Genomic DNA, 22,919 nt, shown 5'->3' with positions numbered 1-22,919 from the left:
CTACACTATGTTTTATTTAAAAGAAAAGCTCTCAACTTTTTTATTTTCCACCTTACTTATGGTATACTGTAATGCACTAGACAAAGGAGATGAACAATGATTCACCTAACCGAAACCGATGAAAAACAGCACTTACGAGAAGTTCAGCAAATATTAAAAACTGCATTAAAAGGAATTGAATACAAAATAGACCAGTACTCAACCGCAATATTAGAAACCAAACGGTATATCCATGAAAACTTAGCGGAGCTGGATTCTGCCGAAAAAGCAGCGAATCGAACCGCTATTTACGATAGTGTTGCTTTTGGCGAACGAACTGTCGCAGAACGCGAACAGATTAAAAAGCTGATTGAATCCCCCTATTTTGGGCGAATTGATTTCACCAAAGCGACCGAAGACCAAGAAAAAATCTTTTACATTGGGATGCACACCTTTAAAGACCCTGCCACAGCAGACAACATTATTTTTGACTGGCGTGCCCCGCTTTCCAGTATGTTTTATGATTTTGAAACCGGCCCCTCATACTATGTGGCACCCATTGGAAAAATCGAGGGCAACATGACGCTGAAACGGCAATATCGAATTCGCAGCAGCGAAATGGAATATATGATTGAAAGCTCGCTGAACATCGGTGACGAAGTTCTGCAAAAGGAACTCAGCCGAAATTCGGATGACAAGATGAAGAACATCGTTGCTACCATTCAACGCGAGCAAAATGCAATCATCCGTAACGAAGAGGCAAAGGTACTGATAATACAAGGGGCCGCCGGCTCGGGTAAAACCTCTATCGCATTGCATCGAGTGGCATTTTTGCTATATCGTTACAAAAAAACGCTGACCTCGAAAAACGTAATGATTCTTTCCCCGAATAAGGTATTCAGCAACTACATTTCAAACGTTTTGCCCGAATTAGGCGAAGAAAACATGGCTGAAATGGGATTTGATGACATTGCAATCGATCTGCTTGGTAAAAAGTACAACTACCAGACATTTTCAGAGCAGGTAGAAAGCTTGTTAGAACACGCAGAAGAAAAAAACATTGCGAGAATTGGGTTTAAGGCAACCAATGAGTTTGTGGAACAGCTGCAAGCGTATTTACAGCACGCTGACAAGCACTTGTTTATACCGACCGACCTTTCCATAGAAGGAATTGCTGTTTCAAAAGAAAAACTCCGTTTGGATTATATACTGTTGAAACGGCTACCCATTAAAAAAAGGCTTCGCAAAATCGCCGATGATTTAATTGAGCGCTACAAGCGAAATACCGCTAAAAAGGTAGACGCCGCCGTTGCCCGACAGGTCAGAAACAGCATTCAAAAAATGTTCCCGTTCAACGATACGCTTTTGCTGTATCAAGATTTTTATCGTTCAATTGGTCAACAGGATTTGTTCTGCATGGTCAATAAGAACACCTTTGAATTTTGCGATGTTGCTCCTTTTTTATACACCAAGTTATATTTTGAGGGCATTGAGCAAAATTACAAGCATATTCAGCATTTGTTGGTCGACGAAATGCAGGACTACACGCCCATTCAATATGCGGTTTTATCAAAGCTGTTTTCCTGTAAAATGACGATTCTGGGTGACAGCTTTCAAAGCGTAAACCCTTACACCTCTTCGTCCGCAGAAAAAATTCAGCCCTATTTTGACGGATGTGAATGTGTGGAGCTGTGCCGCAGTTACCGCTCCACCATTGAAATCAGCCGCTTTACACAACAGATTTTAGATAACAAAAAGCTGATTCCAGTAGAACGACACGGCGAAGCCCCTACCATAACGGTTTGTGAAAATTCAGATGAACAGCTTTCTACCATAAAGAATTTGATGGACGGATTTAAGCATTCAGAACACGCTTCAATGGGAATTATCTGCAAATCGCAAGAACAGGCACAGTGGTTATTTGAACAGTTGAATCCCGTGTATGACAATGTGATTCTATTGGATTTTGGCAGCGACGAGTATAAAGAAGGTATTATCATCACATCTGTCCATATGTCAAAAGGACTGGAATTTGATCAGGTCATTCTACCCGATGTTTCAGACAATTTTTACAAAACACAGATTGACCGGAGCCTATTGTACATTGCCTGCACCAGAGCAATGCACAAATTAGATATCACGTGCTGCGGCAAAGAAACCAAATTTTTGCACAGCGAATAAGCAATTTTTCTTTTGCAAAAGCAAAAGAAATCGCCAAAAGACTGCCACTTGCTTCTGAAAAGCAAGTGGCAGTCTTTTATTAGAAGCAAGGATACGGCAAGAATGCCGTATCCTACTAACTTAAAATCTTATTGCCTTGGCTTCTTATCAAATGATGGGTTAAACGCATAGAAATTCTTGCTGTCCAAATGGTCAGTAGTAATTCGCAGGCCTTCCCCGAAGCGTTGGTAGTGAACGACCTCTCTTTGGCGCAAGAAGCGAATGGGGTCAATCACGTCCGGATCATCGCAGAAACGAAGGATGTTGTCATAGGTAGTGCGAGCCTTTTGTTCTGCTGCGAGTTTACAAAGATGACATTGCTAAAACTTCCAGTGGATTTCAACTGTTTTTCGGTTTGTACCGGGCTCACGCGCTCCAATATAAATGCAATCAATCAGCGATTCTACCATAGGGCGGGATAAATGCTCCACATGCAGGTAATCTTCTAGCTTTGCCTTCTGTTTGCCCTCTCTTTGCTGCATTGCAATCAGCATGGCCAGCTCTGCCTGCTTTTTATCAAGTTGGCTTTGTAAGCGTTTCTGGTTACGGGAAAAATCTTTGAAAAACTCTCGGTATACACTTTCCGTTACCAAACCGTTTATTTTATCCAAATACAAGGTTTTCAGACCTTGGCCGTAAGTATCAAGCTGTTTTTGGTCACGTTCTATTTCGTATTGAAGTTTACTCTTATGCTTCTCTTGCCTATCTTGCAGGTGCACATTTTTCTGGAGCAGCTCTACATCCAAATACTGCGTTACATGCTGCCGCAGCTGTGACAAAACAAGCTGCTCTAACGCATCTACCGAGATGAATGCGCCTGGACATGCTCCTTGTTTGATATGGCGCGTGGAACATTGCAGGTAATACTTCCCCCTGCTCTTTTGAGAACGCATACCATACCCACAGCTTTTACAATACACCTTATTTGCAAAAATTCCGATCGTTCCGTCTGTAAAGGGCTTTGCTTTTTGTTCTAGCATCGCTTGCACCCGTTGCCATAAAGCGAAATCAATTACTGGCTCGTGTGTATGTTCTACTCGTATCCACTTATCTTTGGGCTGCGGCTTATTCCGCTTGCTTTTATATGAAACACTACCGTATTTCCCCTGTACCAGATTACCAATGTAGGTTTCATTCGTCAGCATATCTGCTATTGCGGAATAGCGCCATAACGTACTGTTTTTCGTTTTAGGCTGTTGATAGCGCAGCCCGCACAGCCGCTTGTATTCGGTGGGGTTCGGTACCCCCCTCTCGTTGAGCATTCTTGCGATGGCTGTTTTCCCATAGCCTTGCGAAAACAGCGTGAATACCTCCTGCACTACTTCAGCGGCAGCTTGGTCAATGATTAAGTGCCCTTTTTTCTGTGGGTCTTTTTGGTAACCATATAAAGCAAACGAGCCAATATGAATTCCGTTTTTTCTGCGGTTCGTCAGCACACTTTTAATATTGTCCGACAAATCCTCCAAGTACCATTCATTGATAAGCCCATTGATTTGCCGGGACTTCTTATTGCCCTTTAACGCTGTATCGGCATTATCCACCACACTTACAAACCGTATTCCCCACTCTACAAATTTACCGTGAATGATGCTTTCTACCATTTCGAGCTCTCTGGTAAAGCGGGATTGTGTTTTGCACAGCACAATATCAAATTTACGCTGCTCTGCATCGGTAAGAAGCTGCTGAAAGGCCGGGCGATTCCGGTCTGCACCGGCGTAATCGTCGTCCGAATAAATCTGGAAGATTTCCCAATCGCGCTCAACGGCATATTGAATTAAAAGAGACTTTTGGTTTTGAATGCTTTCGCTGTCCTGCAATTCCGAGCGTTTGTTTTTATCTTCTTCAGAGAGTCTGCAATAAATGGCAGCCTTCATCTTATTATCCTCTGCATCATACCAGAACCTGAGAAGCGGCCTGTGAATTCTCGTAATATTGAATTAACTTTATGAAAATATCGGTCAGCATTTGCCGGCGCTCTTCTTCCGTATTACTTTGGAATACATTCTCACAAATATAGTCCGTTTTTACCATACAAGCACCCCCGTCTGTTTGCTACAACATATGTAAAGGGGTTTGTACTGTATTCGTTTCTCAAGAAAGAAAATCATTCCCCCAGTGTTCACACGGCATTTTTCTCCCGAAAATGGCGAATCACCACCCATTCCCCCCACGGAAATAGATGGTGATTCAAGCGAGTTTATATCAAAATGTTAGGAATAAGCGATGAAATGACTTTTATTCAAAGCGGATCAAAACCTTCAAGCGCTGTGCGCCGAGTTCTGCCGTCTCTTTGAATGCCTTCTCTGCATCTCCAAACTCATAAACAGCAGATGCAATCGGCTCTAGATTGGCTTTTCCATCTTTAACAAAATCAATGAGCTCTTCAAAATCCTCTTTAAGGGCATTGCGGGAGCCGAAAATATCCAATTCCTTGGTCTGGATGATGGAGTAGAAGAAATCGAGGCTCTGTTTGCCGATGCCAACCACCGCAATGCGAGCGCGGAACGCAGCCGCATTGATGCAGTTCATAAAGGTGGAGGGTAGGCCAACTGCTTCAATGCAAACATCGAAGCCATTGCCGCCGGTAATCTCTTTTACCTGCTCGTTAAATGCTTCTTCACTCGTATTTAAAATCGTTCCGTCTACGCCAAGCTCTTTTACAAATTGCAGCTTGGATTCGGAAATATCGCTTACATAAACCTCGGCGCCCACCATTTTAGCAGCTGCGGCTGCCAAGTAGCCAATGGTACCGCCACCAACAACCAGCACCTTATCGCCGGCCTTTACACTGGCACGCTTTACTGCATGGTAGCTGATGCAAAACGGCTCAATAGATGCCAGAATTTTTGCCGGCAGACCCTTACCATCATAAATGCGCTCAATCGGCATGGAAATGTACTGAGAGAAAGCGCCGTCGCGCTGTGCACCCATTGTTTGGTTCGAGGTGCAGCAGTTTACAAACCCACGTTGGCAGGAATAGCATTTGCCACAGTTAAAATAAGGGTTCGCAGTCACAATCATTCCGGCTTTCAGGCCGCGGTCGTTCTCGCCAATTTCAACAATTTCAGCAGAAAACTCATGGCCGGGAATACGGGGGTATTCGGAATATAAAAAAGTGCCTTTATACGTTCCCATATCAGAACCGCAAATGCCGCCGTACAGCAGCTTTAAAATAGCGTGCCCTTCTTGCAGCTCAGGGCGCTCGGTTTCTCTGATTTCAACCTTTCCGGGTTTCGGAATCGTAATGTACTTCATTTTCATAGGGATCACACAGACTTTCCTTGAGTATAGTTTATTACAGTGAAAATGCCTTTACTGCATTGTTGTAAAACACATTTTCTGCTTCTTGCGGGGTAAAAGCCCCCAACATATAATCCATCAAATGCTCATAGCTGTCCCTCGTTAAGGGGCTGGGGACATCGCTGCCCCAAATAAGCTTTTCTGTACCCACAATCGATTTTGCAAGCTCTATAAAGCGCACTCCTGTGGGGTACGGGTATTGCTCGGGCGATACATTCCACGGCACCGCCGCTAAATCGAGCCAAACATTTTCGAGCGCAAGGCAGCGAAGGCCTTCTGCCAATGCTTCTTCATCGCCAAGGCGAGGAGCCAACAGGTGGCACACCACAATATTCATATCCGGATATTTGCGGGCAACATTTGCTACCGCCTCCGGCTGAAAGCTTGCCATGCCGGGGCTGCCGATGTCGAGCACCAGCGTTGCCCCTGCTTTGGCTATGGATTCAAAAATAGTTGAAAATACTTCTCCATCAATGGCAAAATCGGTATGATATCCCATCAGGCCGCCGCCAGAACTGGTTTCAAACTTAATCACACGAATGTTTCTTTCCGTTAAAAAGCGATTCAAAAGAGAATCCGCTTGTTTGCAGAAAGGGTCAAAGGTAGCACTTGCAATAAGGCGATCCGGATATTTTTGTGCCGCCTCATAGGTGTAGTCATTTTGAAAGCCATAAAAACTGCCTTGCAGCAATACGCTCTTCTCAACTCCATACTGATCCATCAAGGCAATGAGAGTTTCGGGGGTAAACTCCCTGTCTCCCATTCCCTGCGGAATCATTTGGATTTCCTCACCGTTGGCCCAACGTGCGCGGCCTGAGCCAAGGCTTCTTAATTCGCCCTTTGCGCCGAACCCGGCCAAGGATTCAAACACATGCGTATGGGCGTCAATTACCTTCATGCAAAAGCTCCTTTCTTCTCTTCATATCACAGAAAGAACTCTAGGTTATTTCTTTTTTTTGCCATCCACCGGATTGCATGCTTTTTTACCAAACGGCTTGCTGTTGCGCTGCAAACCGCTTCTGCGGTAACGTGAGTAGGCATCAATTGCAACTGCTGCGATAATCACTATGCCCTTTACCACACTGTGGTAGGTGGAGGGCACGCCCATCAGGCGCAGGCCGTTGCTGAGCATACCAACCAGCAGCGCACCGAACATAGCGCCCTGCAAAGAGCCTTCGCCGCCCATGAGGCTGGTACCACCCACAACAATGGCAGTCAGTACGTCATTCTCGTAACCGGCAGCCGCTTTCGCAATTGCCTGCTGGTTCATACTTGCCAGCACAATACCAGCCAAAGCGGCGGTAAAACCGGAAATAACATAGGCCGCAACCTTCACCTTTTTGCTGGAGATACCAGAAAGGTCCGACGAAACGTCGTTGCCGCCAACCGCATAAATTTTACGGCCGAACGTGGTATGGTTTAAGATGAAATAGCAAACAAGAGCTACCACAGTTAAAATGTAAATGGAGAATGGTATCCCCAAAAGTCTACCGCCACCAATAAAGGTAAAAGAGGCAGGCTTCAGGCAGTTAATAACTTGGTTGCCGGTAAGAAGCTGTGCAATACCGTAAATAATGTTCTGGGAAGCCAAGGTAATTAAAAATGCCGGAACATTGAATTTGGCTACCAAAACACCGTGAACCAAACCCGCAATCATGCCAGATGCAAGGCCAAGCAGTACACCCAGTATGACTCCCGTCGTGCTGTACCCAAAATGGATAACGGTAAGAACTACACAGGCACCGCTCATAGCGGCAACCGCACCAACGGAAAGGTCGATTCCGCCCAGCAGAATCGGGAAAATCGTACCGCAAACCATCACACCATAAATCGAGATGGCAAGGAAAATACTCATAAAGTTACTGCCGGTGAGGAACACGCCCGGCTGAATGATGGTAAGTACAACCATAAGACCGATTAGAATCAACGGTTTTTGAAGAAATCCCATCCATTCCTTTATGCTCTTATGCTGCAATTTCTGCAACAGTTTCATTTGGACTCCTCCTCTCCGTCAATACCAGATGCCGCCATAAGAATATCTTCCTGTGTAATTACACCATCGCTAAACTCCTTGAAGATATGGCCTTTGCGGAACACCAGAATACGTTGCGATACACGCAGCAGCTCCTGCAAATCGGAGGAAACCAAAATAACAGAAACGCCGTTTTCAGCGAGATTTTCAATAATCTTATAAATTTCGTCTTTCGCACCAACGTCAATACCAGCAGTTGGTTCATCAATGAGCAATACCTTTAAATCACGTGTCAGCCATTTGCCCAAAACCACCTTTTGTGCGTTACCGCCGGAGAGATTGCCAACCGGAACCGCAGCATTATTAGGGCGAATGTCAAGCTGGCGAACCGTTTCAACTCCAATTTTCTTTTCTTCTGAAAGATTTACGACGCTTGCCTTGCTCAGCTTGTCGTAATTGGTAATGGCAACATTGCGCGAAATGGAGAGAAGCGGAACAAAACCTTGCGTTCTGCGGTCTTCCGGCACAAGGCCAAAGCCCTTTTTAATGCGCTGGCCAATGGAACCGGTGAGCGGCTTGCCCTCAAAATCAATGGTACCGCTGTCGTATTTATCTGCACCAAAAATGCAGCGTAATACTTCGGTACGGCCGGAACCAACCAGACCGCCAATACCAAGAATCTCCCCCTTATGCAGGGTAAAGTTAATGTTTTCAAAAACACCTTTACGGGTAATCCCCTTTACTTCAAGCATCGGCTCGGAAGTGGGTTTTTTAAGCTTATTTGAAGCAGTGCTTTCACTCAGCTCTTTACCAATCATCATCCGAATCACTTCGGACGGGTCAATCTGCTCTTTTTCAAGGCAATCTACCTTACGGCCGTCACGCAGAACGGTTAAGCGGTCTGCCAAGCGGAAAACCTCTTCCAAACGGTGAGAGATATATAGAATGCTGACCCCCTTTTCACGAAGCTGACAGATAATTTCAAAAAGCTGCTCCGATTCCTTGCTGCTCAAGGAGGCCGTCGGCTCATCCATGATAATCAAAGAAGAATCTTCACTAAGTGCTTTTAAAATCTCAACCATCTGTCGCTGTGCAATGCTAAGGGTTTCGACAATATCATCCGGTGAAAAACCAAAATCATAGTCTTCAATCAGCTTTTTTACTTTTTTGTGCATTTCCTTAATTTTAAGGACCCCAAACATGTTGTTTTCTTTCCCCAGCATAATGTTCTGGGCAACACTCAGGGTAGGAATCAGGCTTAATTCCTGGTAGATAACGCCGATTCCCAATTTAGAAGAATCGTTACGGCTCGTGATTTCACAATCGCTGCCGTTAAAGTGGATCACACCGCCGTCTTTCGGGTAAACACCGGTTAAGATCTTAATCAGGGTCGATTTACCGGCTCCATTTTCACCCATTAAGGCATGTACTTCCCCTTTGGCAATGTTTAAATCAACGCCCTTCAGAACACGAACGCCGTTAAAGCTTTTTTCAATGCCCGACATTTGAAGCAGAGTTTCTCTTGCCATTGCTACGCCGCCTCCTTTGCCTCGTCCGTAAGTTGTTGGGCTTTCGTTTTCTTCTCTTCCATGTATTTGTTGTACACAGAATCAAATACAATCATAACCACGATGACTGCACCCTTAATAATAAGCTGGGTCGCAGTTGGCAGGTTGTATTTGTAAATGCCGTTTGTTAAAACAGCCATAAACAACGTACCAATTACGGTACCAAAAATATCGCCTCGGCCACCGCTGAACGCGCAGCCACCAACGACTACGGCAGCAATAACATCGAACTCCAGGCCAATGCCGGTGTCTGGTGTTACACTGCGCATTTTACCCATGAGAAACAGGGCAGCAACACCGCAGCAAAAACCGGTGAGTGCAAAAACAGAACGCTTAATACGATCTGTATTGATGCCAGACAAATCCGCAGATTTGCGGTTTGCACCTACTGCATAGGTATAAACACCAAGCTTAGTTCTTTTCAGTAAAAATTGACCGACGAATGCAATAATAAAGAACGCAATGATTGCTAAATACACACCGTTAATGCTTCCGCCCAAAACCAAGATGGCCGGGTTATCAATCACACGGTTGCTAATCATACCGGTCGCGGTACGAATCGCCAGAATCAGTGCCAAGCCACGAAATAGGAACTGAGTAGATAGAGTCGCGATAAAGTCTGGCAAACGAAGGAGCGTCACCAAAACTCCGTTCAAATATCCGCCAACTGTACCAGCCACTACGGCAATCAGCATGATAATCGGGGCCGGAATGTTTGTGTAATAAAGCAAATTGGCGCATAGCATAGATACGCAACCAACCAAAGCACCGGTAGACAAATCAATACCCGCAGTGATAATAACGAATGATACACCAACCGCAATAATACCGACCGTTGCGCTTTCTCTTAATAATGTAAACAGATTGTTAGCGGTAAAAAAGTAAGGACTGCTCAGGCCGAAAATCATAACCAAAACAAGCAGCATACCTACTGAAACCAATCTGCGAACGGTTTCCTGACGCACAATCGAATCCTCCTTCGATTAAATTGAAAGTTTAAAAAGCAAAGGCAGCGAGAGTTGTTTTTTTACCTCGCTGCCCTCTTTGTGAATAATTACCAGCGAATGTCTTTGCTGATAGTAGAAACGGTCTCTTTCGTAGCAACAATGGGAGCCATTTTGATGATAGGAGTCTTAGTGTAAGCACCGGTGTTTGCTTCAGAACCGATGAGGTACATTGCCATACGAGCAGCAGTTGCGCCCTGGTCGTAGCAGTTGGTGTAAATGGTACCTGCCATTTTGCCCTGCTCAATGTATTCAAGTGCTTTCTTTTCGCCGTCAGCGCCCCAAATCTTAATGTCCTTCAAACGGCCAGCAGCCTCGGCAGCCTGAGCGGCACCCTCAGCCATTGCATCGTTGTGGCAGAACACTGCGTCGAGTTTGCTGTACTTGGTGAGGAAATCGTTCATAACAACGTTTGCCTTTTCTGTCAGCCATTCGCCGCTTTGTGCGTCTACAATTTTAATGTTCTCATATTTCTTCATTTCATCACGGAAACCAGATTCCAGAATCTCACCACGGGTTGCACCGGGTGTAGCCTGAATAATAGCAACGTTGCCCTGCTTGTTAATGGATTCTGCAATGGATTTTGCCACAAGCGCACCAGCCTCATAGTCAACCATCGCGATTAAGCCTGCATGAGGAGTGGAAGCATCGAGGTTCAGAGTAATAACCGGAATACCAGCTTTTTCAGCCTGCTGAACAGAGCCAGCCAAAGCAGCGGAATCGGCAGCCTGAAGAATAATTGCATCATACTTCTGGTTCACGAGGTCCTGCATAATCTGAACCTGTGTTTCAGCAGACGCCTTACCATCAAAACGCTGGAAAGTAACATTCTCAAATACAGACAGCTCTTTTTGAGCGCCGTCGCCCCAAGCAGTAGCAACCGAATCACCGATTACGTTGGGAACAAATGCAATTTTAACAGGGTCCGCATAGGGGTTTTTCACCGCAGCTGTTGTAGTAGTGCCGGAAGAAGCAGCGGGGGATTTCTGATCGCCATCCACCTTTACTCCACCGCAACCAGTTAGCGCTGCACTAAGTGCCATAGTAGCAGCCAATGCCAAACAAAGTACCTTCTTTTTCATTCTTAATCCTCCTTCAGATTTCATGCCGTACTGCTTTTTAATTTCGTTTGCCCCACCATCTTGTATACAACATGTATACAAGATGCAGTAAAAAAATAAATGCTGTATGACAGCACCGGCATTTTATAGGCCTTATGCCCTTTGCAAGTAACAGAATACAGCAAAACTTCTTTAAAGTCAATGAATGGAAGTTTAAAACAAGAAGAATAAGATTTGTGAAATTTGCACAACGCAATTAGGTCATCATGGCATTAATAGCAGCAAGTTTTGAGCGCTGTAGGTGATTCTTCATCGCCTCAGCCGCCTCATCATATTTTTCATCTAATAAAAAGGAAAAAATTAACATATGCTCTTCGTGCGTTTCTTGAATACGGTGCTCTATTTTTTGCCCCGACAAAATACGGATGCGATGATTCTGCGCATAGATACGCGACATCAGCTCGGAAAAATACGCGTTATTGCTGGCACTGATTAGCATTTGATGCAGGTCGTTATCCGCCGCATACACCGTGGTTCTCTCCCCAGCCATTTCAATCTTCGTAATTTTCTTCTGTACCGCGAGCAAAACGTCGTGCGGAATGTTGGCTGCGTAATTGCGAATGATATACGGCTCAACAAGCTCACGTACCTCGAATATCTTATTAATATCTCCTAAAACAATATCACAGACCACCACGCCCTTTTTGGGCAGAATACGAACGAGGTTTTCTTGTTCTAATTTATTAAGTGCCTCACGAATTGGAGTGCGGCTGGCCCCCACCTGTTCCATCAATTCATTTTCTACCAAAAAAGACGACGGCATGTATTCACAATTGATAATTTTATCTTTGATCAGGCGGTATGCCTTTTCTTTTAAACTATCATTAACCATTGTATTCTCCTAAATTAAAATAAAATCATATTAATATTAACAGCTAGTTATGAAAAAGACAAGCCTCTTAAATAAGAATATCTAATTACGACACAAGAACGATACTCAAATTAAATTAATTCTCTTAAACCCGGTTGTACTATGCGGCCGGGTTCTCGAAACTTAAAAAATTAAAACAGATAATTGAACGATTCGTACTATTATGGACATATATCAATAAAGAGCTCGTGGAACTGCTAAATCGAAATGAGGTATAGTTTGAGTTTGAGTTTGTTTTGCTAAAACAGAAAGATCCCCAACCTCTCTATGTTGTTCTTGTGCAATTGCAGCATCTGCTGCTAAATCCTCATGCAGGTCTGTAATTGGGTCTCCCTTAACGGCAAAGTAAGCGGCCGTAAACGGTACTCCGCTTGCCGCTACCGGATAAATACCCGTTGTGTGATCTACAAAATAGGCGTCGTACCCGCCTTCCTTAATTTGCTCCGGAGTCAGGTTACGCGTGAGCTGATACACAATGGTGCCAACCATTTCTAAGTGACCTAGTTCTTCTGTGCCGATATCCGTCAAAATTGCTTTTAGTTCCGGGTACGGCATCGTGTAGCGCTGACTTAAATAACGAAGCGATGCGCCGAGTTCCCCATCTGGACCACCACACTGTAATAAGGTATGTTTTTCTACTGGTAAAATACAATTACAATTTTTCGGTTGCTTCGGTCAAACACAATATGGTCAATAAATGAGCGAAGCAATTCATTTTTTATTTTATCACCAATGTTTTTATTATCTAGAATACTCAGTATGCTTTGCTCAATGGGCTTTGCTTCTGGCTCTCTGTTTTGCAGCAAAGTTAGCTCGCAACGAAGCTGGCGAATCGTTTTTTGAATACATTCCTTGGTTTTTTTATACTCTTCCAACGTATCTATTCCAGAGGTATAAGCCTCTTTTGCCCGCATCAATCGATTTTGTTGGTACCTGATTGCTTTTTCTGTAATACGGTACAGCTCATCTGCACTTTCGGCCGTGCATAGCGGACTTATTGAAACATTATCTCTACTTAGAGCTTCACGAATACCACTTAGAACTAAGGAATAGAGCTTTTGAATGGATATGCTGTGGGATGTATTGCAACGCCCATGGTTGTAGTTCACGCATTGTAGGTTTGCTTTCCCCAATTTCACCAGCATACCCCCACATGCTGCGCAATGCACCAGACCGCGTAAAAGATACTCCCCCTGCGTTGGCTCTTGCATTTTACGGGAGCAACCCTTTTTCTGTTGCTTTTTTCGCCGCTGCACCCCCTTCCACGTTTCCTCATCAATAATTGGTTCGTGAATACCGGGCAGAATTGTTTTGGTAATGCCGTTATCTTTTGTTTCGTCTCTGCCTGGAGTCCAGCGAATTTTCCCGAGGTAAACGGGGTTATTCAAAACATATTCTACCGTTCTCCCTGCCCATGGGTTACCCCGGTTTGTCCTTACACCCATTGCATTCATTTTGCGAGCAATACCAGTAACGCTCTTTCCAGCCAGATATTCTTTAAAAATCGTGCGAACAAGCTCTGCCTGCTCCGGCTCAATGACATACCGTTTTTCTACCATTTGGTACCCGAAGGACGGAATCGAAACCGGCTCTCCTCTTCCCGCCTTTTCGCTCATTCCCCGGGTTACTTCTTCTGCTAAATTGATGCTGTAATATTCATCCATCGCTTCTATGATCGCTTCCATTAAAATGGACATTTTATCATCACCGAGCGCTTCGGTAATGGAGATAACATCAATGCCCAGCTGCCTTCGAAGCATTGTTTTATACACGATGCTGTCCTGCCGACTGCGGGCAAATCGACTAAATTTCCAAAGCAAAATTGCCTCAAACGGTTTTGGTTTGCGCTTTGCAATGCCAATCATTCGGTTAAACTGCGTGCGGTTTTTTGTTGATTTACCGCTAATGCCTTCATCAGCAAATAGGTATTCGTCCGGCACTACCATTCCATTTCGTGCTGCATATTCCCGAATGAGCCGAATTTGGCTGTCTGGGCTATATTCCGCTTGATCTTCGGTAGAAACTCGAATATACGCCGCCGCTATTTTCATTGCTTTGCTCGCCCCATTCTTTTACGATTCACTAAACTGTATATGTATGTTTCACTTCAATTATTCAATTGACACTTCATGCCCTATTCCTCCAACTTTGTATTTTAAGAAGATGTCATAGGACAAATGGGTGCCCCCATAAGCTTTACCGTGGGGGTGAAAAAATGTCCAAAGCAGAATACTTTACCGTTGCTACATCCATACGCTTTACGGGCGAAGTGGAATTACCCTGGGCAAAAAGCGTTGTTGCATTAACCAAAGAGAGCGGAGAATACCAATGCACCTGCAATGGTACGAAGTTTTACATAGAGCAAAACCAACGCGATGAATACGAACAGACGATACGACAACATATAAGCGAGCAATTGTCTGTTCATTTTTCTGAAATCTGCTGCAGTTTTACAGCTCAAACTGAGAAATCCAAAGAAGAAAAAAACACCGCACTCATAAGTGAGTGCGGTGAAACAAATAATATTTAATTTAACAACCAAACTCCGCAGCTTAAGTACGCCGCAAATGTGGTCCAAAGCAAATAAGGAATTTGCAGGTATGCCGCCGATTTGCGGCACTGAGAAAACAAACGAATCATGATGATGATGAGAACCCATAACAAAAGCAACCAAAGGAAAGCCGCAAAAAACGCCCGCATATTAAAGAAAATAATGGACCAGAAGAAATTCACTGCAAGCTGAATGAGATATACCATGAGCGCTTGCCGTTTGCCTTCGCAGTTGGATGTGTAAATTAAATAAGCAGAAATACCCATTAAAAAGTACAGGATTGCCCACGCAATTGGGAATACAGACGTTGGAGGCGAAAGCGGCGGCTGCTGAATTTGTTGGTATAGCCCGTAATTATTTCTGGTTAATAATCCGGCTAAGGCGCCGGTGCCCATACTAAGAGCAAGGCTGGCAATCAGCGGTTTCCACCGAATGGTAAGACAAAACATTATCTCCCCCTACTTTCTTCTAAATTTATAGAATCCCCTCAGCACTAGTGTATGCGTTTCATCTCGCATTTTATGCAGAACATTGTAAGATCTGCCTTATAACTCTATTATAACTTCCTTACCAAAAAGTTCAATTCTATTATAGACAATCGTCTGTATCATCAGGCGTTTTCATTTTTGATATAAATTGTTCTCTTTACCCTTTAATCCCATTCCATCGTTTTGTGTAAAAGCAATTAGTTCGCGGTTAAACCGTTCCATTTGATCATAGAACAGAAAATGCCCGCACTGCTGAAAAGGAACAAGCTTCGAGTTTGCAATCCCTTTGTGTTGTGCTACGGCTAGGGGGTATAAGCACACACGGTCGTTTAAGCCGTGCAAAATCAACGTGGGTACATTCACCTTTGCCATGTCGTCGAACAGCACCTCGTTCAGCCATGTGTTTGCAATAGCTGCCGTAGACCAACTCGCCGCCTGCAGCCCCAATTGAAAAATCCAATCTAAAATGGGCTTACCAACGCAGTGGTAGAAAATCATATTACCAAAACCCACTAACATCTTGGGCCGGTCGGTATAGGTTCCCTGAATAATATCGAGCACAGCCTTCTTTTGCAAACCATACGGGAAATTCGGGCGCTGAATCAGGCTGGGAGCTGCCGCCGCAAACAGCGCTAGTTTGGCTACCCCGTATCCGTTATGCCTTGCCATATAGCGCAGGCAAATAGCGCCGCCGGTGGAGTGACCGCCCAGCGTTATGTTCCGCAACTGCAAGGCCTCAATTACCGCCCGCAGATCATCCGCCAAACGGTTGTAATCGTAACCGCTCCATGGCTTATCTGAGAGGCCAAATCCACGGCAATCAATTGCAATGCAGCGGTACCCTAATTTGGGGAGCTGATTTAATTGATACTCAAATAGATTATGGTTGCCCGGCCAACCGTGAACAAACAGAATGGTTTTATCCCCACCCGGATTCACATCCTCAACGAAGATTTTTACGTTGGCTTCCACTGTTACATAATAACCCAAAACCTCATCTCCTTTTCCTATACAAAATATTCTTACCGCTTTTTGTCTATGCGTGTGTTAATCAATCTTTTTTAGAAAATAGAACTTTATATAGGTAATTTATTAAAATAACTATGGACTTTTATACCTGCTTGCAGTGTGGCCCACCATACTGAGTCATAATGATTTTTGCCAGAGCAGGGTTGGGGTTCTTAATCTTTACCGGGTATTGCAATCTTTTTTCGTAAACCCACATTAGTTATCCACCTCCTCTTCTACTTCCCACGGCCACGGTCCGGTTATCCAAGCCCATCTGCTGGTTTGGTTGCTTGTTTCTCCCATGGGTCCGTAGGCATCCTCATAGTTCTTTGTTAATTCAGCAATCTTCTTGCGGGTTTCTTCCAATTTTTTAGCTGCCTCGCAATTGTTCGGGTGTGTGTCTAAAAAGATATGGAGCTCCCACGACATAAAGCGATACGAGTTAATTTGCCGCATGAGTCTTTCTTGATCTGTCATTTTAGAACACCCCTCTTCCCTGTAAACGGTTTATCCAAATCTGGGAAAATCGTACCCTGATTAAATCCCTTTTCTGCCGTATACGTTGTATCAAACTGCTGGAAGGGTACATAAGCCATGGCTACGACGGTCTGCGCCGGGAGAGGGGTTACCTCTACCGTCAGCTCACAGCTTTGCATGCTTTGCATTCCCTGAACACTCTGCATATTTTGCATATTCGAGTTACTTTGCATATTGGGCATGTTTGGAGTGCTCTGTGCACCCTGCACACTCTGCATGTTCGGAGTGCTCTGTGTGCCCTGCACGCTTTGCATGTTCGGAGTACTCTGTGCGCCCTGCACACTCTGCATGTTCGGAGTACTCTGTGCGCCCTGCACACTTTGCATGTTCGGAGTGCTCTGTGCGCCCTGCACGCTTTGCATGTTGGAGTTGCTCTGTGCGCCCTGCACGCTTTGCATGTTTGGAGTGCTCTGTGCCCCCTGCACACTTTGCATGTTGGAGTTGCTCTGTGCCCCCTGCACACTTTGCATGTTGGAGTTGCTCTGTGCGCCCTGCACACTTTGCATGTTGGAGTTGCTCTGTGCGCCCTGCACGCTTTGCATGTTGGAGTTGCTCTGTGCGCCCTGCACGCTTTGCATGTTGGAGTTGCTCTGTGCGCCCTGCACGCTTTGCATGTTGGGGGCACTCTGCGCATTCTGCGCACTCTGCGAGTTCTGCACTGCCTGCGTGTTTTGCAGGTTCTGCATATACTGCAGGTACTGATTATCTGTCATTCTTCTCGTGTTCCCCTTTCGCTTAAATCTAAAGCTTATCCCATAACAGAATATGCCAGCAGAATATTCCAAGTGCCTGTTCTCTTCTGAAATTAAACAGAAAGCTTATTGTCCAACCTTTTTCCAGTAATCAATTGCAAGATAGCAATAGATTTAGAGTGCCTTTTTAATGCGAGTTTTCTTCGCCGGAGAAACAAGCGCAGAGCAGTCACTTGAGATGCTCCGAGCGTATCGCGAAAAGTGCCTTGAAAGTAAAGAGACTCTCAAAGCTGCTCATGCTGCAAGTTCGGAATATGGCGTGATTGTGGGCGATAACAAAGTCTAAACTCTTGAATATTTCTATTCTCTACGGGGAATCGTTCTACGATGCCGGTATATGTTCGGCAGATCATGCAATTGCTATTTTAGAGGGTAAGCACCTATGAAAGTTTTAGTGTTAAATGGGTCTCCCAAAGGGGAAAGCAGCAACACTATGCTCTTGACACGTACTTTCTTAGAGGGAGCCGGATGGACCGATGCTGAAGTTATTAACGTGGCAAAGGCAGATGTTAAGCCATGCTTAGGCTGCTATGTTTGTTGGCATACAACGCCGGGTAAGTGTGTAATAAAAGACACTGTGGTAGAAATTCTTACCAAAATAATTTTGGCTGATGTAATTATTTGGTCGTTCCCTCTGTATTATTTCAGCGTTCCCGGTGGTCTAAAAAACCTAATCGACCGCCAGCTACCGCTCAATTTTCAAAAATGGTACCCGGCGCAATACGCAAGAGGGTGAGTGCTAGTTTTTACACATTAAGAATAACTGCAAGAAAGTGAAATCCAGATACCGAAACGGTATCTGGATTTCACTTTCTAATAATAAAACTATTTTATTGGTAAACAGTTAAAGAGTTCCCTCTTTCGATTGTTTCTTACATGATGGGAGCAAACAGATTCAGAATACTGTTAAACGCACGCATATACCAGCTTGTGTGGCATTCGGCATGCACCACTTGGCGGCACTCTGAAAGTGTTGTTTGAAATTCCTCTCGCATGCTATTTACTGCCGGACACCGGAACATCCAAACTGCGCACTCAAAGTGCATATAAAAGCTGCGGTAATCGAAATTAATCGTACCAACAATTCCGTACTCATCATCACACACAACGGTTTTGGCGTGGTTAAAGCCCGGAAGATACTCGTAAATTTTCACCCCGTTTTTCAGTAGCATCTCATAGTTTGCGCGGGTGACCCGATATACCAGCTTTTTATCTGGAATATGCGGCGTAATAATGCGTACGTCTACACCGCTTTTAGCCGCATTGCAAAGTGCGGTTATGGTTTCGTTATCTGGTATTAAATAGGGTGTATTAATATAGAGATATTTTTTAGAGCGGCTAATGAGATTCAGGTACACATTGCGGCCTACCGGCTCCCAATCAAGCGGATTATCACTATAGGGAATCACGTAACCGCCCTCACGCGGTTCATCCGGTTTCGGTACAGCACGGAATTTTTCGTAGTCCTCCGTAATCTTCCGCTCAAACCCCCATAAAGAAAGGAACATTACTGTAAAATTCCACACGCCTTCTCCGCGAATCATCACTGCGGCATCTTTCCATTTTCCAAACCGCGGAGTTAGGTTAATGTATTCATCGGCAAGGTTTACACCGCCGGTAAAGGCAACCTTCCCATCGATTACCACGATTTTTCGGTGGTCACGGTTATTCATTAAGGTGGAAAGAAACGGAACAAAGCTGTTAAATACACAGCACTGAATTCCCATTTTATTAAGGCGGCGGCTATATTTAAAGGGAAGTGTAAATAAACAGCCCATATCATCGTACATAACGCGAACCTCTACACCCTCTTTGGCTTTCTTCGCAAGGATTTCGAGTATGGTATCCCACATAACGCCTTCACGGATAATAAAGTATTCTAAAAAAATGAAGCGCTCTGCCTTTTTCAATTCCTCCACCAACGCAAGGAACTTTGATTCTCCACTTGGAAAATAAACCGCAGAGTCATTTCGTCTGGCAGGGCAGTTGGAGTAGCGTTGCAAATACTGTGCCTGTGCACCGGCATCTGCATTCAATTGGCCGATTTCTTCCAAAATTTGTGGGTCTTGCTTTAAATAGGTACGAAAGCTTTGGTTCTCAAGTGAAACACTGCGCCGAATGAGTCGATTATGGCGGCTGCGTCCAAACATAAGATAAATGAGACCGCCAAATATGGGAAATAGTAAAATAGAAACACACCATGCAAATTTATAGGTTGGGTGAAGCTCACCGGTGTTTAATATCCAAAGCAGTGCTGCAATACTAATTACATTACAAACACTGTAGAACCAAACATAATAACTGCTAAACTGTGTAATCATCAGTAGCAGTACCGCAATTTGGACTAAAATTGCAAATGCAATCATAGAGGTACGGCTAAGCAAACTTTGCAGAATCTTTTTCATACAGTCCTTCCTTTGCGAATAGGGGATTCTTGTCAAACCAGTGGGGATACGTTATAATAACCTCACGCCGCACACAAAAGCTCCGCTTTTGGCGGCTGGGAGAGCATTGAAGCACTTACTTTCTTATTGCTTTTACCTTAAATGCTTTTTATGCTTGTTTGTCATTTAGTGCTTGAACAACCTCACGCCGCACACAAAAGCTCCGCTTTTGGCGGCTGGGAGAGCATTGAAGCACTTACTTTCTTATTGCTTTTACCTTAAATGCTTTTTATGCATTTTTAGTATTTCAGTGCTTGAATAACCTCACGCGCACACAAAAGCTCCGCTTTTGGCGGCTGGGAGAGCATTGAAGTGCCATATGCCAAATTGTCACTTTCAAATTTATATGGATAGTCCTCTTAGTGAGGCTCATTTCGTTAATTAACGTAAAAAAACACGTTTGTATTACCTCAAATCGTTTATTTTCTGCTATAATAACAGAAAATCATGTGTATTGGTATCTCAATAAAAAGTATGTTACATCTTTTTTATACATCACTTATTTTTTAATAGGATTCAGGGAGATAAATCCCTTTGTAAGAGGAGGCCACTTGATTGAAAAATTATGCTTTAATTACTGATGCTACTTGTGATCTTCCCGCCGAAGTATTAGATAAACTGAACGTTCGCGTTATTCCTATGGAATTTCAAATTGGAGGTACCCTCTACCAGCACTACCCGGACGCACGTGAGATGAGCTTCGCTACATTTTACGAGCGGATGGCAGCAGGTGAAACACCCTCTACTTCACAAGTAAACCAGCTTACTTATATGAAATATTTTGAAGCCATACTCGATGCCGGTATGGACGTGCTCTATTTGAGCTTCACCTCAGGACTGAGCGGTACCTACCAGTCTTCCCTCATTATAGCGGCTGAATTACAGGAAAAATACCCCGAACAGAGAATTGTTTGCATAGATTCCTTATGCGCTTCCATTGGCCAAGGCTTATTTGTGCTATTAGCGTCACAGAAAATGCAAGAGGGTTACACAATTGATGAGATGGTTGCATGGGCACAGCAAAGTCACCTGCACATTGCCCAATGGTTTACCGTTGATGACCTCAATCACCTTCGCCGTGGCGGCCGCATTTCATCCGTTGCCGCGCTAGCTGGTTCTGCTCTCGGTATTAAGCCCGTACTGCACGTAGACAGCGAGGGCAAGCTCGTTGCGGCACAAAAGGTTCGCGGTCGTAGAAAATCGATGGATGCCCTTATTGACCGAATAGCACAAACCGGGATTAACCCGGCAGAGCAAGTTATTTTAATTGGGCACGGCAACAGTGAGAAAGACGCGAAGCAGCTCAAAAATGAGATTCGCGAACGATTCCGTCCAAAAGATATTATTATTTGCGACATTGGCCCGGTAATTGGCGCTCATGTTGGGCCAGGGATGCTGGCAGTATCGTTCTGGGCAAGCGAAAACTAATCCTACGGCTGCCATAATGCATAACGTTTTGCCATTTTGAGAAAAAGATGAAATACGATGTGAAACGAAGATTCATCTTGTTAATAAATGTGAGGAGGAATTCACCATGCAGAAGAAAGAAATAGTCACTACCAGCGCACCAGCCGCCATTGGTCCATATTCACAGGCCGTACAAATTGGGGATACCTTGTATACTTCCGGTCAAATTCCGATTGACCCATCTACCGGTGCTTTGGTACCCGGCGGCATACAGGAGCAAGGAAGCCGTGTGTTCCAAAACCTAAAAGCTGTTTTAGAACAAGCTGGCGCCGATTTTTCAAACGTAGTAAAAGTGAATGTATTCCTCACGGACCTAAATGATTTTGCAGCTTTAAACGAGCTGTATGCCACTTACTTTGAAAAACCCTACCCCGCCCGCTCCTGCGTGCAGGTAGCCGGGTTGCCCAAGGGTGCTTTGGTCGAAATAGAAATGGTAGCTGTAATATAAATTAAATTTCAAATCGGATGCTACCAAAAGCATCCTTTAAAACGCTGGATGAGAGCTTGAATTTTTCAAGCTCTTTTTCTGTGAGTGAAACCTCTAATATACCGGCTACTCCCTCACGGTTTACAAAGCTGGGAACACCAATATACACATCACTTTCGCCGTACTGCCCGTTGAGCAAGGTAGAAACGGTTAAAATGCAATTTTCATCACCGAAAATTGCTTTCACAATTCGTACCATCGACATGCCAATGCCATAATACGTAGAATTTTTCGCCGCAATGATTTTTTGTGCGGCGTTTTTTACGTCCTCACTAATATTCTGCAAATCTGTCAGAGAAAATTTTTCGGGAGATTCTTCTACTATTTTTAATACGGGCTTTGTACCTACCATCGCCTGCGACCAAGGCACAAATTCGCTGTCGCCATGCTCCCCCATTACATATGCGTGCACATTGCGAGGGTCTGTCCGAAGGTAACTGCCAAGCAGGTAGCGCAGGCGAGCACTGTCAAGCGTTGTGCCGGAGCCTATGACACGGCGTGGGTCAAAGCCTGAAAGCTTTTGTGTTACATGAGCCATAATATCCACCGGGTTTGTTGCAATCAGGAAGATTCCATTAAAGCCAGACGCAACCACAGGGGCTACCACGGAGCGGAATACCGCCGTATTCCGTTGAAGAAGATCAATGCGGGTTTCTCCCGGCTTTTGAGCTACTCCGGCACAGATGGCAACAATATCGGCATCCTTACAGTCGTTATAGCTGCCGGCATAAATCTTCATATGGGAGCCGGAGAACGCAACACCGTGGTTTAAATCCATTGCTTCGCCTTCCGCACGCAAGGTGTCAAGGTCAATAAGCACGAGCTCATCGCATGCGGTTTGGTTTAGCAGCGCATAGGCGAAGCTCATTCCAACAAATCCGGTTCCAACCAGCACTATTTTTCGAATATCATTTTTCACTGAAATTCCCCTCCTATAATTCCGGTTTCCCTTGCTTCAAGATTGTTAAATAATAGTTATTTGAAGTATACCACTTTTTTCCATTATAGCAAATACTATTTTCCCTTGCTTTTTCTAAGGTCAGTTTATAAATGAAAACGCTGAATCATTTATAACAAAGTTAGAACAATACAAGATAAAATGTAGGAATACTGGGTATTCGCGAGCATTTTTAACACTGTCTGCTTCCCG

22 protein-coding genes and 3 pseudogenes are annotated in these 22,919 nt (G+C 44.4%); 6 read left to right on the top strand and 19 right to left on the bottom strand.

All coding sequences use genetic code 11. The annotated features are described in order from the left end of the window. The first annotated feature begins 96 nt into the window (after nucleotides 1–96). Nucleotides 97–2,160: a HelD family protein gene (locus E7L17_RS06075; RefSeq protein ID WP_316322362.1), complete on the top strand. Its 2,064-nt coding sequence runs from the start codon at nucleotides 97–99 to the stop codon at nucleotides 2,158–2,160. Nucleotides 2,161–2,288: 128 nt separating this feature from the next. Here E7L17_RS06075 and E7L17_RS06070 read toward each other — a convergent pair. From E7L17_RS06070 to E7L17_RS06015, 12 genes and pseudogenes are all read right to left on the bottom strand, one after another. After that, nucleotides 2,289–2,501 (bottom strand): annotated as a pseudogene (locus tag E7L17_RS06070) (manganese catalase family protein); the annotation flags it as partial. A gap of 18 nt (nucleotides 2,502–2,519) precedes the next feature. Then, nucleotides 2,520–4,073, bottom strand: a complete 1,554-nt coding sequence (locus tag E7L17_RS06065; protein WP_316322361.1) for a recombinase family protein — start codon at nucleotides 4,071–4,073, stop codon at nucleotides 2,520–2,522. A 16-nt stretch (nucleotides 4,074–4,089) separates the two neighbouring features. Beyond that, on the bottom strand, nucleotides 4,090–4,230 hold the full coding sequence (locus E7L17_RS06060) for a hypothetical protein (protein WP_316322360.1): 141 nt from the start codon (nucleotides 4,228–4,230) through the stop codon (nucleotides 4,090–4,092). Nucleotides 4,231–4,434: 204 nt separating this feature from the next. Next, a complete protein-coding gene (locus E7L17_RS06055) occupies nucleotides 4,435–5,460 on the bottom strand; it encodes a zinc-binding alcohol dehydrogenase family protein (RefSeq protein ID WP_410470652.1) in 1,026 nt (341 codons plus the stop codon). A 34-nt stretch (nucleotides 5,461–5,494) separates the two neighbouring features. Continuing rightward, on the bottom strand, nucleotides 5,495–6,397 hold the full coding sequence (locus E7L17_RS06050) for an amidohydrolase family protein (RefSeq protein ID WP_316322359.1): 903 nt from the start codon (nucleotides 6,395–6,397) through the stop codon (nucleotides 5,495–5,497). Between the two features lie 45 nt (nucleotides 6,398–6,442). Then, on the bottom strand, nucleotides 6,443–7,492 hold the full coding sequence (locus E7L17_RS06045) for an ABC transporter permease (RefSeq protein ID WP_316322358.1): 1,050 nt from the start codon (nucleotides 7,490–7,492) through the stop codon (nucleotides 6,443–6,445). Then, nucleotides 7,489–9,000, bottom strand: coding sequence for a sugar ABC transporter ATP-binding protein (locus tag E7L17_RS06040; protein ID WP_316322357.1), 1,512 nt, complete (start codon nucleotides 8,998–9,000; stop codon nucleotides 7,489–7,491). Before E7L17_RS06040 ends, E7L17_RS06045 begins: the two co-directional genes overlap by 4 nt. Before the next feature lie 2 nt (nucleotides 9,001–9,002). After that, complete coding sequence (locus E7L17_RS06035; protein WP_316322356.1) at nucleotides 9,003–10,004, bottom strand: ABC transporter permease; 1,002 nt, start codon at nucleotides 10,002–10,004, stop codon at nucleotides 9,003–9,005. A gap of 89 nt (nucleotides 10,005–10,093) precedes the next feature. Further along, complete coding sequence (locus tag E7L17_RS06030) at nucleotides 10,094–11,125, bottom strand: sugar ABC transporter substrate-binding protein (protein ID WP_316322355.1); 1,032 nt, start codon at nucleotides 11,123–11,125, stop codon at nucleotides 10,094–10,096. A gap of 235 nt (nucleotides 11,126–11,360) precedes the next feature. After that, nucleotides 11,361–11,996: a GntR family transcriptional regulator gene (locus tag E7L17_RS06025; protein WP_316322354.1), complete on the bottom strand. Its 636-nt coding sequence runs from the start codon at nucleotides 11,994–11,996 to the stop codon at nucleotides 11,361–11,363. 330 nt (nucleotides 11,997–12,326) lie between these two features. Continuing rightward, a pseudogene (locus E7L17_RS06020) lies at nucleotides 12,327–12,653 on the bottom strand (manganese catalase family protein); the annotation flags it as partial. Between the two features lie 17 nt (nucleotides 12,654–12,670). Further along, a complete protein-coding gene (locus tag E7L17_RS06015) occupies nucleotides 12,671–14,086 on the bottom strand; it encodes a recombinase family protein (RefSeq protein WP_316322353.1) in 1,416 nt (471 codons plus the stop codon). A 164-nt stretch (nucleotides 14,087–14,250) separates the two neighbouring features. Here E7L17_RS06015 and E7L17_RS06010 point away from each other — a divergent pair, with 164 nt between their 5' ends. Beyond that, complete coding sequence (locus tag E7L17_RS06010; RefSeq protein WP_316322352.1) at nucleotides 14,251–14,565, top strand: hypothetical protein; 315 nt, start codon at nucleotides 14,251–14,253, stop codon at nucleotides 14,563–14,565. On the opposite strand, the gene E7L17_RS06005 is transcribed toward E7L17_RS06010, so the two are convergent. The 5 genes and pseudogenes from E7L17_RS06005 to E7L17_RS05985 all read right to left on the bottom strand — a co-directional run bounded on the left by E7L17_RS06005 (nucleotide 14,562) and on the right by E7L17_RS05985 (nucleotide 17,332). Then, nucleotides 14,562–15,035 carry a TspO/MBR family protein gene (locus E7L17_RS06005; RefSeq protein WP_316322351.1) on the bottom strand — a complete coding sequence of 158 codons (474 nt, stop codon included), beginning with the start codon at nucleotides 15,033–15,035 and terminating at the stop codon, nucleotides 14,562–14,564. The genes E7L17_RS06010 and E7L17_RS06005 overlap by 4 nt on opposite strands. A 171-nt stretch (nucleotides 15,036–15,206) precedes the next feature. Beyond that, nucleotides 15,207–16,064, bottom strand: coding sequence for an alpha/beta hydrolase (locus tag E7L17_RS06000; protein ID WP_316322350.1), 858 nt, complete (start codon nucleotides 16,062–16,064; stop codon nucleotides 15,207–15,209). Between the two features lie 139 nt (nucleotides 16,065–16,203). Beyond that, nucleotides 16,204–16,299, bottom strand: a pseudogene (locus E7L17_RS05995) (manganese catalase family protein); the annotation flags it as partial. After that, nucleotides 16,299–16,559, bottom strand: a complete 261-nt coding sequence (locus tag E7L17_RS05990; protein WP_316322349.1) for a spore coat protein CotJB — start codon at nucleotides 16,557–16,559, stop codon at nucleotides 16,299–16,301. The pseudogene E7L17_RS05995 and the gene E7L17_RS05990, both read right to left, overlap by 1 nt. Then, nucleotides 16,556–17,332, bottom strand: a complete 777-nt coding sequence (locus E7L17_RS05985) for a spore coat associated protein CotJA (protein WP_316322348.1) — start codon at nucleotides 17,330–17,332, stop codon at nucleotides 16,556–16,558. The genes E7L17_RS05990 and E7L17_RS05985 overlap by 4 nt, the downstream gene beginning before the upstream one ends. A 169-nt stretch (nucleotides 17,333–17,501) precedes the next feature. On the opposite strand from E7L17_RS05985, the gene E7L17_RS14950 reads away from it, so the two are divergent. Next, on the top strand, nucleotides 17,502–17,657 hold the full coding sequence (locus E7L17_RS14950) for a hypothetical protein (protein ID WP_410470647.1): 156 nt from the start codon (nucleotides 17,502–17,504) through the stop codon (nucleotides 17,655–17,657). A gap of 96 nt (nucleotides 17,658–17,753) precedes the next feature. Then, on the top strand, nucleotides 17,754–18,107 hold the full coding sequence (locus tag E7L17_RS05980; RefSeq protein ID WP_316322347.1) for a flavodoxin family protein: 354 nt from the start codon (nucleotides 17,754–17,756) through the stop codon (nucleotides 18,105–18,107). Nucleotides 18,108–18,243: 136 nt separating this feature from the next. Here E7L17_RS05980 and cls read toward each other — a convergent pair whose 3' ends face one another. Then, a complete protein-coding gene (gene cls, locus E7L17_RS05975; RefSeq protein ID WP_316322346.1) occupies nucleotides 18,244–19,776 on the bottom strand; it encodes a cardiolipin synthase in 1,533 nt (510 codons plus the stop codon). Nucleotides 19,777–20,370: 594 nt separating this feature from the next. Here cls and E7L17_RS05970 point away from each other — a divergent pair. Beyond that, on the top strand, nucleotides 20,371–21,243 hold the full coding sequence (locus E7L17_RS05970; protein WP_316322345.1) for a DegV family protein: 873 nt from the start codon (nucleotides 20,371–20,373) through the stop codon (nucleotides 21,241–21,243). 106 nt (nucleotides 21,244–21,349) lie between these two features. Beyond that, nucleotides 21,350–21,730 carry a RidA family protein gene (locus tag E7L17_RS05965; RefSeq protein ID WP_316322344.1) on the top strand — a complete coding sequence of 127 codons (381 nt, stop codon included), beginning with the start codon at nucleotides 21,350–21,352 and terminating at the stop codon, nucleotides 21,728–21,730. Nucleotide 21,731: 1 nt separating this feature from the next. Here E7L17_RS05965 and E7L17_RS05960 read toward each other — a convergent pair whose 3' ends face one another. After that, nucleotides 21,732–22,688 carry an L-lactate dehydrogenase gene (locus E7L17_RS05960; protein WP_316322343.1) on the bottom strand — a complete coding sequence of 319 codons (957 nt, stop codon included), beginning with the start codon at nucleotides 22,686–22,688 and terminating at the stop codon, nucleotides 21,732–21,734. Nucleotides 22,689–22,919: the final 231 nt, after the last annotated feature.

This window comes from Clostridium sp. (assembly GCF_032576335.1).
In the GTDB taxonomy this organism is placed as follows: domain Bacteria; phylum Bacillota; class Clostridia; order Oscillospirales; family Acutalibacteraceae; genus Faecalispora.
The sequence above is the reverse complement of the archived record's forward strand: the minus strand, read 5'-3'. Positions and strand labels throughout refer to the sequence as shown.

Bases quoted from the DNA above. Each gene is read 5' to 3' on its own strand.
- E7L17_RS06075 (WP_316322362.1), top strand. From the start codon at position 97: ATGATTCACCTAACCGAAACCGATGAAAAACAGCACTTACGAGAAGTT.
- E7L17_RS06065 (WP_316322361.1), bottom strand. From the start codon at position 4,073: ATGAAGGCTGCCATTTATTGCAGACTCTCTGAAGAAGATAAAAACAAA.
- E7L17_RS06060 (WP_316322360.1), bottom strand. From the start codon at position 4,230: ATGGTAAAAACGGACTATATTTGTGAGAATGTATTCCAAAGTAATACG.
- E7L17_RS06055 (WP_410470652.1), bottom strand. From the start codon at position 5,460: ATGAAAATGAAGTACATTACGATTCCGAAACCCGGAAAGGTTGAAATC.
- E7L17_RS06050 (WP_316322359.1), bottom strand. From the start codon at position 6,397: ATGAAGGTAATTGACGCCCATACGCATGTGTTTGAATCCTTGGCCGGG.
- E7L17_RS06045 (WP_316322358.1), bottom strand. From the start codon at position 7,492: ATGAAACTGTTGCAGAAATTGCAGCATAAGAGCATAAAGGAATGGATG.
- E7L17_RS06040 (WP_316322357.1), bottom strand. From the start codon at position 9,000: ATGGCAAGAGAAACTCTGCTTCAAATGTCGGGCATTGAAAAAAGCTTT.
- E7L17_RS06030 (WP_316322355.1), bottom strand. From the start codon at position 11,125: ATGAAAAAGAAGGTACTTTGTTTGGCATTGGCTGCTACTATGGCACTT.
- E7L17_RS06025 (WP_316322354.1), bottom strand. From the start codon at position 11,996: ATGGTTAATGATAGTTTAAAAGAAAAGGCATACCGCCTGATCAAAGAT.
- E7L17_RS06015 (WP_316322353.1), bottom strand. From the start codon at position 14,086: ATGAAAATAGCGGCGGCGTATATTCGAGTTTCTACCGAAGATCAAGCG.
- E7L17_RS06010 (WP_316322352.1), top strand. From the start codon at position 14,251: ATGTCCAAAGCAGAATACTTTACCGTTGCTACATCCATACGCTTTACG.
- E7L17_RS06005 (WP_316322351.1), bottom strand. From the start codon at position 15,035: ATGTTTTGTCTTACCATTCGGTGGAAACCGCTGATTGCCAGCCTTGCT.
- E7L17_RS05990 (WP_316322349.1), bottom strand. From the start codon at position 16,559: ATGACAGATCAAGAAAGACTCATGCGGCAAATTAACTCGTATCGCTTT.
- E7L17_RS05985 (WP_316322348.1), bottom strand. From the start codon at position 17,332: ATGACAGATAATCAGTACCTGCAGTATATGCAGAACCTGCAAAACACG.
- E7L17_RS14950 (WP_410470647.1), top strand. From the start codon at position 17,502: ATGCGAGTTTTCTTCGCCGGAGAAACAAGCGCAGAGCAGTCACTTGAG.
- E7L17_RS05980 (WP_316322347.1), top strand. From the start codon at position 17,754: ATGAAAGTTTTAGTGTTAAATGGGTCTCCCAAAGGGGAAAGCAGCAAC.
- cls (WP_316322346.1), bottom strand. From the start codon at position 19,776: ATGAAAAAGATTCTGCAAAGTTTGCTTAGCCGTACCTCTATGATTGCA.
- E7L17_RS05965 (WP_316322344.1), top strand. From the start codon at position 21,350: ATGCAGAAGAAAGAAATAGTCACTACCAGCGCACCAGCCGCCATTGGT.